This is a genomic window from Gardnerella sp. c17Ua_118, from assembly GCF_055804255.1.
The window spans coordinates 177,577-189,632 of the sequence record NZ_JANUYT010000001.1 but is presented as its reverse complement, the minus strand read 5'-3'; the positions used below and the strand labels follow the sequence as shown (position 1 = coordinate 189,632).

Sequence of the window (12,056 nt, the reverse complement as noted above, 5' to 3'; positions counted from 1 at the left end):
GCAGTCTAAATGCAGTCTAGTACACTACAAAACCGTGGTCTTTGAACTGGTTTACAACTCGCTCTTTAAGCGCCTTAGAAGGTCCTTTTTGATTCTCAAGAGGGTACGGAATCCTAAGCTCATGCCACTTTGGGCGGCCTAGTTGATGGAAGCCAAGCACGTCAATATGCTCAACAGCATCACCAAACGAATCGCAAATCTCAGCAACTTTTTCAACATTTTCTTCACTGTCTGTAAGACCTGGAACAAGCACAAAACGCACCCAAATCTTCTTACCAGCCTTCGCCAAGCGCTGACCAAAGTCAATAGTTGGCTGAAGCAAGCCGCCAGTTACTTTTTTATACGTTTCTTCAGTTCCGGATTTAACGTCAAGAAGGCAAAGATCAATGTCGTCAATCATTTCGTCTGTATAATTGCGATTCAAAAAGCCAGAAGTATCTAAGCAAGTATGCACGCCCATCTCTTTTGCTGCACGAAAAACCCTAGATACAAAAGCTGGTTGCATCATAGATTCTCCGCCAGAAAATGTGATTCCGCCGCCTGTTGCCTTAAAAAGACTTTGATAACGGTCTACTTTTTTAATCATTGCATCTAAGTAGACTGGCTTGCCGTCGCGCATTTTCCAAGTATCAGGATTTTGGCAATATTGGCAACGAAGCGGGCAACCACTCATAAACACTGTCATACGAGTGCCAGGGCCATCAACAGAAGTATTGATATCCCAAGAATGCACAAATCCAATATCGCCAGTTTTAAGAGCGACTAAGCGGTCTTTTCTGTCTAATCCAATTGGAGATTCAAAACCAGAAAGACCACCCATTAAAGTTTGTCGGGCATACTCTTTTGACTCCTTTAACATGTGCTGAGTCGTAGTGCGAAAAGCTGTGTTTTCAACCATTTACATGCCCTCCTATAACCGTCTTTGGTAATCTTTAAGTCTATTTTATTTGAAAAGCCGCCAGGAGCAAAACCATGCTCACTCCCGGCGGCACTCATAAATCAATCAGAATCAGTCAGTAACTGAACCCTGGTGGAATGTACGAGAAATAACGTCGAGCTGCTGCTCCTTAGTGAGCTTTACAAAGTTCACTGCGTAGCCAGAAACACGAACCGTAAGATGTGGGTACTTTTCTGGGTGCTCAACAGCGTCTTCAAGCTGTTCCTTACGCAAAACGTTGATGTTTGCGTGGTACAAGCCGTGGCCGTTGCCAGCGTCCAAAATACCAACAAGGTTGCTAATGCGCTCGCCTTCATCTCTACCCAAACCATCTGGAGTAATGGTGTTAGTCAAAGAGATGCCATCGAGAGCATCGTCATAGTCAATCTTGCCAACAGAGAACATGGATGGAAGCATGCCGTGCGAATCCATACCATTTTCTGGGTTTGCACCTGGAGCGTAAGGAGTGCCCTTCTTGTGGCCAGATGGGAAGGAACCAGTGTTCTTGCCGTACTCAACGTTAGAAGTAATAGTCAAGATGGACTGAGTTGGAACAGCATTACGGTATACAGGCAAACGCTTTACCTGACCCATAACAGTGCTTACAACCCACTTTGCCAAGTCATCAGCACGATCATCATCGTTACCGTAGATTGGGAACTCGCCAACCGTCTTGTAGCCAACGATTAAGTCGTCGTCTGCGCCTTCGATGTACTCATACTCATGACCTTCAGTGGTCTTAGCATCCTTGTTGTAGATTGGGTAAACCTTTGCATACTTTAGAGCAGCCAAGGAATCTGCAGCAATAGACAAGCCAGACATACCGCATCCGAGTGTACGATAGACTTCCCTATCGTGCAAAGCCATCTCAATGGACTCGTACGCGTACTTATCGTGCATGTAGTGGATTATGTTCAAAGCCTCAATGTAGGTTTCGGAAAGCCATTCCAAAGCCTTCTCGTAGTTGGCCTTAACCTTCTCGTAGTCAAGAGTTCCATCAGCTTCTGGCTTGATTGGGTCAATAACACCCTTATCAATAACCTGCATGCCAGTCATTTCATCGCGGCCACCGTTAATCGCGTAGAGCAAAGCCTTTGCGGAGTTAACGCGTGCAGCGAAGAACTGCATTTGCTTACCAACGCGCATTGGGGAAACGCAGCAAGCAATAGCAGCGTCATCGCCCCAGTGCTCACGAATATCTTTATCGGACTCGTACTGAATTGCAGAAGTGTCGATAGAGATTCGTGCGCAGAAACGCTTGTAGGCTTCTGGAAGCTTTGGATCCCAGAAAATAGTGATGTTTGGCTCTGGACCAGGACCTAGATGCTCAAGAGTCAAAGTGTTGAGCAAACGGAACGAAGTCTTAGTAACAAAGGTACGGCCATCATCGCTGAAGCCTGCATCGGACCAAGTTGCCCAGTATGGATCTCCAGAGAAGATTGCGTCGTAATCCTTAGTACGCAAGAAGCGCACAATACGAAGCTTCATAACCAATGCATCAATGATTTCCTGAGCGTCGGTTTCGTTGATTAATCCAGCCTTCAAATCGCGCTCAAAGTAGCAATCGAAGAATGCGGAAACACGGCCGAAGCTCATTGCAGCGCCATCCTGGCTCTTAACAGAAGCAAGATAGCCCATGTAAGTCCACTGAACAGCTTCCTTAGCGGTTTGAGCTGGGCGGCTCAAATCCAAGCCATACTCGTTGCCCAAGTTAATAAGCTGCTTCAAAGCCTTGATTTGCTCATCGTGCTCTTCGCGGAAGCGAATCCAATGCTCAATCTCGGTCTCAGTAAAGTCGTTGCGGTATGGAATCGAATCCTTATCGCGCTTCTTGAACTCAATAAGCATGTTTACGCCGTAAAGAGCCACACGACGATAATCACCGATAATACGACCACGGCCATAAGCGTCTGGCAAACCAGTCAAAATCTTGTTGTGGCGAGCAATCTTAATATTCTTGGTGTAAACACCAAACACGCCATCGTTATGAGTCTTGCGATAAACGGTGAAAATCTTCTTGATTTCTGGATCTACTTCCTTGCCAGCTTCCTTAATGGCCTGCTCAACCATTCGCCAACCGCCGTTTGGCATCATAGCACGCTTGCAAGGTTCGTCGGTTTGAAGACCTACGATTACGTTATCTACTTCTGGGCTTTCAATGTAGCCTGCTGGCATTGCGTCAATTCCTGCTGGAATATGTGTTTCAACGTCGTATACGCGGCGCTCGCGCTCGACAGCCAAGTAGTTGTCGTCGAGGTACTTCCACATATGCTTAGTTTTTTCGGTGGCGTCTGCCAAGAAAGTCTCATCACCCTCGTATGGAGTGTAATTCTTTAGGATAAAGTCACGAACGTCAATATCTTTTTCCCAATTGCCGCTTGTAAATCCATCCCACGCTTTTGCACGAAGATCCTCTTCGCTGAGAACGGATGCATCCACTGATGCCATATTTGACTCCTTTCGTATCCACGACGCTTCTTCACGTCGCCTTCTCTACTATGTTAGAGCAATGTTTAAACAGTACACGTCGATTTTTGGCATTTTTAACGTGAGTTACCTCACATTTTACTGTTTTTTAGCTTATTTTTAATAAAAATGCTAGTTTGAATCCTCAAACTAGCACATATACAACGCGTAGCGAACGGGCGGTTGCTTGCGACTTTTCCCAAGCTTCACCAATCCGTTCCCAGCCTCCGCCTATTCCCTAAACGCCGTTGTTACTGGAATTCGCCTATCTCTGCCAAACGCAATCGCACTAACTTTTGGCCCTAACGGATACTGCCTACGCTTCCATTCTGCGCGGTCTACAAGCCGAATAACTGTATCAACTGTGCGCTCATCAAAACCGTCTGCAAGCAAATCCGCCCTGCCGTGAGCAAGCTCGATATGAGCCTCTAACACTTTGTCTAGCAAATCGTATTCTGGCAAAGAATCCGAGTCCTTTTGCCCTGGCCTAAGCTCGGCACTTGGAGGCTTAACAATAGAGTTTACAGGTATAAGAATGCCATCTTTTGGAGCATTTTCTTTAGGATTATTTTCTTTAGAAAAATCTTCACTGCCAGCAATAGGCAACATTCCAAGACCTACGCCATTTTTAGCAGCGCGATTACGCCATCTAGAAAGCGCCCAAACGCGAGTCTTAAACAAATCTTTAATAGGAGCATACCCACCTACCGCATCTCCATAAATCGTAGAATAACCACATGCAAGCTCCGACTTATTGCCAGTAGCTAAAGCCAGCAAACCTTTTGAATTAGAGTACGCCATAACAATCACGCCTCTAACTCGCGCTTGCAAATTTTCTGCAGCAACACCTTGCAAATCAAGCTGATTTTGGAATGACTTAAAAAGCGGCTCAATAGGCTGAATATCGTAATGTGCTCCAAGGCGCTTAGCTAAATCGCAAGCATCGTCTTTAGAACCAAGCGAAGAATACATGCTTGGCATTGAAATTCCCCAAACGTTTTGCCCTCCGCAAGCATCCGCCGCCATAGTTGCAACTAGCGCAGAGTCGATTCCGCCAGAAAGTCCTAAGCAAACTCCCTTAAAGCCATTTTTACGCATGTAATCTCTAAGTCCTAAAACGCATGCGCAATAAACTTCTTCGTCTGGGTCTAATTTTTGAGCAATCGTCGAGCACTTTTGCACATCTAAATCTGTATTAAAATCAACAAAACTTAAGTCTTGATCAAACATCTTAGAACGCTCAATCAAAGACCCGTCTGCATTTACTACAAAGCTGCCGCCATCAAAAACAAGATCGTCTTGAGCACCAACTTGATTTACATAAACAAGCGGAGCATCAACCTCTTTTGCACGCTTTTGAGCCAGTTTTAATCGAATATCCGTTTTGCCTTCTTCGTATGGAGAACCGTTGATTGTTACTAGAACATCAATACCCTCTTTAGAAAGACGCGCAACTGGGCCGCCATCTTGCCAAATATCTTCGCAAATCGCAAATCCTAATTTTGCGCCTTTAACGTTTAGAATTCCGCAATCGTTTCCAGAAGAGAAAATTCTAAATTCGTCAAAAACGCCATAATTTGGCAAAAAATGTTTGTCGTAAACAAGTGCCACTTTTCCGTTGTTAATAACAAGCAAGCGATTTCTTGGCTTACCTAACTCATCGTCTACACCAACCGTTCCAACAACAACGTATAAGTCACCTAATCCGCTATCTTTTAAGCTTTTTGCAAGACTATAAGCGGCATTATTAGCTGCTTTTCTAAATGTTGCACGCAAAGCAAGGTCTTCGATTGGATACCCAGTTAGTGTCATTTCTGGAAACACAACAATATCGGCGTTTCCCCTACTTGCGTCTTTGCAAAATCGCAATATTTCATCCGTATTTTTGCTTATGTTTCCAACGCAAGTGTCAATTTGAGCTAAAGCTAAACGCAAAGAAGTCATGTTTTTATTATAAGCCATGTTGAATAAGCCATGTTGAATAAGCCATGTTGAATAAGCCATGTTGCAATAAAACGTTTTAGCTTTGCAAATAGAACAATCGCAAAACGCCAATCGTAGAAAAATCGCAAAAAACAAAAAATCAAGCCCTAAATGCAAAAAATAATTGTTGATTATCTTATTGATTTTATTAGCTTTACTAACTCGTCATAAATTATACAAATAGAAAATAGGTAGCGAAGAGGCTGCAAAATCGCATATATTGATATTCCGTTGCTAAGAAACAAAATAATCAACTAGCAAAAAACATTAAAGGACAAGGGGAAAAACATGAAAATCACAAAAAAGAACACAAAGATTATTGCAGCTTTTACAGCACTAACTGCGATTTTGGGTCTTTCGCTAAGCGCATGCGGATCTTCTGCAAATGGAGCAACTAAAGACGATAAGGTGATTAAGGTTGCAGCTTCCCCAACTCCTCACAGCGATATTTTGAATAAAGTAGTTAAGCCGATTTTGCAAAAGCAAGGCTATAAGTTGGTTGTTAAGGAATTTACTGATTACGTTCAGCCAAATACTGCTGTAGAAGAAGGCGAAGCAGACGCAAACTACCATCAGCATTTGCCATACTTAGATAACTTTAATAAAGAAAGAGGAACGCATATTATTTCTATTGCTGGAATCCACTTTGAGCCATTTGGACTTTACCCAGGAAAGACTAAAACAATTAAGGACTTAAAAGATGGCGCAACAGTTGCTGTTCCTAGCGATCCAACCAACGAAGCTCGCGCACTTCTTCTTTTGCAAGACGCAGGTCTTCTTAAGCTAAAGAATCCAAAGGATGTTAACTCAACCAAGAAGGATATTGTTTCTAATCCAAAGAATCTAAAGTTTAAGGAAATAGACGCCTCTTTGGTTCCAACAGTCGTTAAAGACGTTGATTTAGCTGCTCTAAACGGAAACTACGCTATTCAAGCTGGATTTAACCCAACTAAAGATCCTCTTACAAGCGAAAAAGTTGGAGGCGTAGCCGCTAAGACATACGAAAACATTATTGCTGTTAAGAAGGGCTCCGAAAAACTTGCTAAAATCAAGGCTCTTATTAAGGCACTAAAAACCGACGCAGTTCGTGATTTTATAAATAAAAACTACAACGGCGCTGTTCTTCCAGTGTTTTAACGTGATTACAGCGTTTAATCGCAAATAAAAAAAAAGAGACATGTGCCTCTAAAAAAACTAGAGGCACGTGCCTCATATTTGTTTTATAATTCGTTTTACAATTCGTTCTACAATCGGTGGAAAAATGATTCAGATTGAACATCTTTATAAGACTTATTCAAGCGGCAAAACTAAACACGAAGCGCTTAAAGACATTAATTTGACTATTGAATCGGGAGAAGTCTTTGGAATTTTAGGTTCTTCGGGAGCTGGAAAGTCTTCGCTAGTTAGATGCATAAACCTTCTAGAAAGACCTACGAGCGGAAAAGTTGTAATAGACGGAAAAGATATTACAGACGCTAAAAATCGCGATTTATCTAATATCAGGTCAAATATTGGCATGATTTTCCAAAACTTTAGTCTTTTTCAGCAGCGAACTGTATTGCAAAATGTGACTTTTCCTTTGGAACTAAACCACACGAATAAGAACGAACGAGAAGAGCGAGCAAAATATTTGCTTGACTTAGTTGGATTAAAAGATTTAGCAAACCGCTACCCTATTCAGCTTTCTGGCGGCCAGCAGCAACGTGTTGCTATTGCGCGAGCGCTTGCTAACAATCCTTCGATAATGCTTTGTGACGAAGCTACAAGCGCGTTGGATTCAACAACTACAGCGCAAATACTTGACTTGCTTAGAAGAATTAACCGAGATCTTAACGTTACATTGGTTATTATTACTCACTCTCTTGCAGTTGCACGCAATATTTGCGATAGAGTTGCAATGATTGATGGCGGAAAAATCGTAGAAATCGGCGATACTTCAACGCTTTTTAAGAATCCGCAAAGCAATATTCTAAAAACACTTATTGCAAACGAAAATGTTGAAAATCATAGAGATAACAGCAAAAACATCAGCAATAACACAAACAACAGCGATAACATCGAAAACAGCAAAAACAGCGAGGTGAAATAAAATGCCAGAAAATATTTCACAATTTATAGACGAATATGGAGAACTAATTATTGAAGGCACAAAAGACACAATTGTTATGACTTCAATATCTACACTATTTGCATACGTAATAGGACTTCCAATAGGAGTTCTTCTTATAACAAGCGCAAAGCAAGGAATTTGCAAAAACGCGCTGCTTAACACTGTTTTAGGAAGCATTGTAAACGTTGTTCGATCTGTTCCGTTTATAATTTTGCTTGTTGCTATAATTCCACTTACAAGACTTATTGTTGGAACATCTTTAGGTGTTCCAGGAGCAATTGTTCCGCTTGTTATAACAGCTGCACCATTTGTAGCGAGAATTGTTGAGCAATCTTTGGCAGAAGTTGACGGAAGTCTTATAGAAGCTGCTCAAAGTTTTGGAGCAAGCAACACACAAATCGTATTCAAAGTATTGCTTTTTGAAAGCTTACCTTCGCTAATTCGCGGAGCAGCATTGACTTTTATTACGCTTTTTGGATTCTCTGCAATGGCTGGAACAGTTGGCGCAGGCGGACTTGGAGATATTGCGATTCGCTACGGTTACCAACGCTACCAATACGACGTTATGAGCGCAGCAGTAATTTTGTGCATTATTCTTGTGCAATTAGTGCAAAGCATTGGAGATTTAATATCCAACAAAATCAACCATCACGAGCGCTGATATTAATCAAAATAAACAATAAACAGTCTTTAATGTATGGGAGAATCGCAATATGACACTTATTAATATGCATACGTCTGAAGGCGATATAAAGATTAATCTTTTTGACGATAAAGCGCCTATTACAGTAAAAAATTTCGTTGACTTGGCAACTGGCGCAAAAGAATGGGTAGATCCTTTTAGCGGCGAAAAGTCTAATGAGCCTTTCTACAATGGCTTAACTTTCCACAGAATTATTAAAGACTTTATGATTCAAGGCGGATGCCCTCTTGGAAACGGAATGGGCGGCCCTGGCTACGAATTTGACGACGAGATTGACCCATCGCTAAAGTTCGATAAGCCATATTTGCTCGCAATGGCAAATGCTGGAAAGCAACGCGGACGCGACGGTCGCTTGCATGGCACTAATGGATCTCAATTCTTTATAACAACTGTTCCAACTCCTTGGCTTGATGGCCATCATACAATTTTTGGAGAAGTCGTAGATGATGAGTCTAAAGCTGTTGTAGACAAGCTAGAATCTGTTCCAACAGATAGGTCTGACGCTCCACTAGAGCCAGTTGGAATCGTATCCATTGATGTTATTAAGTAAAAACATTAGCTAAAATAAAGCAAAAATAGTATAAAAATTGCAATAATAAAACTTCCAGCCAAAGCATTATTTGACTGGAAGTTTTATTGTTTAGTTGCGCTTTAGCTACGATTTAGTTACTGTTTAGTCGCAGCTTAATCGCGTTCCATTTTTCTAAGTCGCGGTTCCGCACTATCTTTTGCACCCGTAATTCTATAAACGTCAAAAACGCCATCAATCTTACGAATTGCAGCAAGAAGAGTGTTCAAATGTTGAGGATCTGCCATTTCGAACGTAAATTGGCTTGTAGCAACGCGATCGTCTCCAGTAGCAATCGTTCCCGAAAGAATATTTACGCCATGATCCGAAAGAACTCGTGTAACATCCGAAAGCAAATGCTGACGATCCAAAGCCTCTACTTGAACTTTAACAAGGAACAAGCCTTTATCACTAGTCCATTGCACAGGAATAACACGCTCCGATTGCGACTTTTGCAAATCAATCATATTCTGGCAATCCGTTCTATGAACAGAAACACCCTGATTTCTTGTTATAAAGCCAACAATGTCATCTCCTGGAACAGGCATGCAACAGCGCGCAAGCTTAACCCAAACGTCTCCAACACCCTTTACAGAAACGCCAAGAACGCCGTTAGACTTGCGATTACGCTCTGCCCTTCTAAGCGGAAGCGCCTCTTCTTGCGCTTCTTCTGCTACTTCTTCACTTCCCGCATCTTTAACAAGACGAGAAATAACATTTTGCGTAGAAACTTGACCTTCGCCAATCGCAGCATAAACAGCTTCTACGTTAGCAGTAATATTAAGCTCTTCTGCAACGCCTATTAACGCCTGCGGAGTGAGCAAAGTAGACAAAGGCAAGTTACGTTTACGCATAGCGCGCGTAAGCTCGTCTTTACCCTCTTCAATGGCCTCTGAACGGCGTTCCTTGCTAAACCATTGCCTAATCTTATTTCTAGCTCTAGGACTTTTTACAAAGCTGAGCCAATCTCTAGAAGGGCCAGCAGTATCGGACTTAGACGTAAGAACTTCTACAGTGTCTCCGTTGTTAAGCTTTGTATCTAGCGGAACAAGCTTTCCATTTACGCGAGCGCCCATCATTCTGTGTCCAACTTCTGTATGCACAGAATAAGCAAAGTCAACTGGCGTTGCATCTTGCGGAAGAGCAACAATACTCCCCTTTGGAGTAAACACGTAGACTTCTGAAGCTCCAAGATCTTGCTTTAAGGATCCTAGAAATTCGTCGGAATCTGGCGTTTCGCTGGTCCAATCTGCAAGCTGCTGAATCCACTTTAAGTTATCTAATTCGCTAAGCTCTTTGTTCTCTTCTTGCTCGCGCTTAACATCACCCTTATCTGGCTTGCTTAAAGCTCGACCAGCTTGGCCGTTCGCTTTGTACTTCCAGTGTGCAGCAATACCAAACTCAGCACGCCTATGCATATCCCATGTGCGAATTTGAATCTCAACAGGCTTTCCACCAGGGCCTACAACAGTAGTGTGCAAGCTTTGATACATATTTAGCTTAGGAGTAGCAATGTAGTCCTTAAATCGGCCTGGAACAGGGCTCCAACGCGCGTGAACTGCGCCAAGAGCCGCATAACAGTCTCGAATAGAATCAACGATTATTCTAACGCCTACAAGGTCGTAGATATTTTCAAAATCGTGACCGCGAACAATCATCTTTTGGTAAATTGAGAAGTAATCTTTTGGTCGCCCCTTAACAGAAGCTTTTACTCGCTGCTGATTTAAATCTTCGTTGATTTCTTCTAGGATTTGACGCAAGTAGACTTCTCGCTGGCCAGCTCTTCTAGCAACTAACACTACGATTTCGTTGTAAATCTTAGGGTATAAAACCTTAAAGCTTAGCTCTTCAAGCTCCGTTTTAATGGCATTCATGCCGAGTCGATTTGCAAGAGGAGCGTAAACATCTAGAGTTTCTCGAGCTTTTTTATGCGAGCTAGACGCCTTAACGTACCTCCACGTACGCGCATTATGTAATCGATCTGCAAGTTTTACTACTAACACTCGCACATCTCGGCTCATTGCAACAACCATTTTGCGGATTGTTTCTGCTTGAGCGCTTTCGCCGTACTCCATATTGGATATTTTTGTAACGCCATCTACAAGGCCAGCAACCGTGTCTCCAAAGTCTGCTCTGCACTCTTCTAGCGTGTAATCTGTGTCTTCTACAGTGTCGTGCAATAATCCTGCAGCAACAACAATAGGACCCATTCCAAGATCAGCTAAAATTTGAGCTACAGCAAGAGGGTGAATAATGTACGGCTCTCCCGATTTACGCCTTTGACCAGTATGCTGCTTTACGGCTCTTTTATACGCCTTATGCAAAATATCCATGTTTTCATCGGGATGATGCCACTTGCACATTTGCAATATAGGACGCAATGGGTCTCGCATATCTTCGCTAATTTCACACCCGAGCATATTAGCGCCTTTAATATCTTCTTGAGATTCTCCCATTGAATGTCACCTCATTGCACGCCAGTAGAGCCAAATCCTTTAGTGGATCTATCGGAGCCTGGAAGCTGACTTGCTTCAACAAACCTAGCTTCAACATAACGTTGAATAACAAGCTGAGCTATGCGATCTCCACGATTAAATTGCACAGTATTATTTGGATCCATATTGATTAATGGAACCTTAATCTCTCCACGATACCCAGCATCAATCGTTCCTGGAGCATTAAGAACAGTAACACCCTGTTTTACAGCTAAACCAGAACGCGGATGAACCAAAGCCACGTATCCAGCAGGCAAGGCGATTGCAACGCCAGTCGGCACTAGAGCACGCTCAAATGGACGCAATGTAACGTCTTGCGTAGTTCGCAAATCCGCTCCAGCATCTCCAGCATGGGCGTAAGAAAGATGCTCCATTGCAGCCTGGCTATCTGTTCCATCGTTCAAATATTTAATAAGAACTTCCACCTGCTCTGGGCCCGTATAGGTATCATCGTAAGCCATTAAGCTGCGCACTCCTTGCAAATTGGTTGACCGTCTTGAGACATTTGAGCGAGCTGGCTTCTGTGCTTTACAAGGAAGCATTCGGAGCAAATGAACTCATCACCTTGCATTGGTATTACTGTGACAGATGCATCTTCGTTGCTAAGATCTGCGCCTGGCAACTCGTAATCTTCTGCAATAGCGTTTTCGTCATCGTCTATATCGTTTGCAGAACTTTGAGAGCCTTTGCTCAATGCTTCCAACGACTCCTCGTCTTCGTCTTTACTACGAGGAGAATCATAATCCTGTGCCATTATGGTCCTTTCGTTTTTAAGATTACTTATTGCTTAAAAC

General features: G+C 42.7%; 10 protein-coding genes. 4 read left to right on the top strand and 6 right to left on the bottom strand.

The features are described 5' to 3' along the window. Window positions 1-16: 16 nt before the first annotated feature. The 3 genes from pflA to NYP69_RS00845 all read right to left on the bottom strand — a co-directional run bounded on the left by pflA (window position 17) and on the right by NYP69_RS00845 (window position 5,347). Window positions 17-898: a pyruvate formate-lyase-activating protein gene (pflA, locus tag NYP69_RS00855; protein WP_473410462.1), complete on the bottom strand. Its 882-nt coding sequence runs from the start codon at window positions 896-898 to the stop codon at window positions 17-19. A gap of 111 nt (window positions 899-1,009) precedes the next feature. Continuing rightward, window positions 1,010-3,385, bottom strand: a complete 2,376-nt coding sequence (locus NYP69_RS00850; RefSeq protein WP_020757917.1) for a formate acetyltransferase — start codon at window positions 3,383-3,385, stop codon at window positions 1,010-1,012. 249 nt (window positions 3,386-3,634) lie between these two features. Then, window positions 3,635-5,347 (bottom strand): NAD+ synthase, encoded by a 1,713-nt coding sequence (locus tag NYP69_RS00845; protein WP_004132135.1) that lies wholly within the window; start codon window positions 5,345-5,347, stop codon window positions 3,635-3,637. 327 nt (window positions 5,348-5,674) lie between these two features. On the opposite strand from NYP69_RS00845, the gene NYP69_RS00840 reads away from it, so the two are divergent. The 4 genes from NYP69_RS00840 (at window position 5,675) to NYP69_RS00825 (ending at window position 8,749) form a co-directional block, all read left to right on the top strand. Further along, on the top strand, window positions 5,675-6,523 hold the full coding sequence (locus NYP69_RS00840) for a MetQ/NlpA family ABC transporter substrate-binding protein (RefSeq protein ID WP_004132134.1): 849 nt from the start codon (window positions 5,675-5,677) through the stop codon (window positions 6,521-6,523). Between the two features lie 124 nt (window positions 6,524-6,647). Beyond that, a complete protein-coding gene (locus NYP69_RS00835; RefSeq protein ID WP_004574580.1) occupies window positions 6,648-7,475 on the top strand; it encodes a methionine ABC transporter ATP-binding protein in 828 nt (275 codons plus the stop codon). Window position 7,476: 1 nt separating this feature from the next. After that, on the top strand, window positions 7,477-8,157 hold the full coding sequence (locus NYP69_RS00830) for a methionine ABC transporter permease (RefSeq protein ID WP_016805765.1): 681 nt from the start codon (window positions 7,477-7,479) through the stop codon (window positions 8,155-8,157). Window positions 8,158-8,209: 52 nt separating this feature from the next. After that, on the top strand, window positions 8,210-8,749 hold the full coding sequence (locus tag NYP69_RS00825; protein ID WP_004132129.1) for a peptidylprolyl isomerase: 540 nt from the start codon (window positions 8,210-8,212) through the stop codon (window positions 8,747-8,749). Between the two features lie 134 nt (window positions 8,750-8,883). Here NYP69_RS00825 and NYP69_RS00820 read toward each other — a convergent pair whose 3' ends face one another. From NYP69_RS00820 to NYP69_RS00810, 3 genes are read right to left on the bottom strand one after another with little or no spacing between them, the layout of a single operon-like run. Then, a complete protein-coding gene (locus NYP69_RS00820) occupies window positions 8,884-11,223 on the bottom strand; it encodes a RelA/SpoT family protein (RefSeq protein ID WP_353938736.1) in 2,340 nt (779 codons plus the stop codon). An 11-nt stretch (window positions 11,224-11,234) separates the two neighbouring features. Beyond that, window positions 11,235-11,723 (bottom strand): dUTP diphosphatase, encoded by a 489-nt coding sequence (dut, locus tag NYP69_RS00815; protein ID WP_004132127.1) that lies wholly within the window; start codon window positions 11,721-11,723, stop codon window positions 11,235-11,237. Continuing rightward, a complete protein-coding gene (locus NYP69_RS00810; protein WP_004574584.1) occupies window positions 11,723-12,016 on the bottom strand; it encodes a DUF4193 domain-containing protein in 294 nt (97 codons plus the stop codon). Before NYP69_RS00810 ends, dut begins: the two co-directional genes overlap by 1 nt. Window positions 12,017-12,056 lie beyond the last annotated feature (40 nt).

Bases quoted from the DNA above. Each gene is read 5' to 3' on its own strand.
- pflA (WP_473410462.1), bottom strand. From the start codon at position 898: ATGGTTGAAAACACAGCTTTTCGCACTACGACTCAGCACATGTTAAAG.
- NYP69_RS00850 (WP_020757917.1), bottom strand. From the start codon at position 3,385: ATGGCATCAGTGGATGCATCCGTTCTCAGCGAAGAGGATCTTCGTGCA.
- NYP69_RS00845 (WP_004132135.1), bottom strand. From the start codon at position 5,347: ATGACTTCTTTGCGTTTAGCTTTAGCTCAAATTGACACTTGCGTTGGA.
- NYP69_RS00840 (WP_004132134.1), top strand. From the start codon at position 5,675: ATGAAAATCACAAAAAAGAACACAAAGATTATTGCAGCTTTTACAGCA.
- NYP69_RS00835 (WP_004574580.1), top strand. From the start codon at position 6,648: ATGATTCAGATTGAACATCTTTATAAGACTTATTCAAGCGGCAAAACT.
- NYP69_RS00830 (WP_016805765.1), top strand. From the start codon at position 7,477: ATGCCAGAAAATATTTCACAATTTATAGACGAATATGGAGAACTAATT.
- NYP69_RS00825 (WP_004132129.1), top strand. From the start codon at position 8,210: ATGACACTTATTAATATGCATACGTCTGAAGGCGATATAAAGATTAAT.
- NYP69_RS00820 (WP_353938736.1), bottom strand. From the start codon at position 11,223: ATGGGAGAATCTCAAGAAGATATTAAAGGCGCTAATATGCTCGGGTGT.
- dut (WP_004132127.1), bottom strand. From the start codon at position 11,723: ATGGCTTACGATGATACCTATACGGGCCCAGAGCAGGTGGAAGTTCTT.
- NYP69_RS00810 (WP_004574584.1), bottom strand. From the start codon at position 12,016: ATGGCACAGGATTATGATTCTCCTCGTAGTAAAGACGAAGACGAGGAG.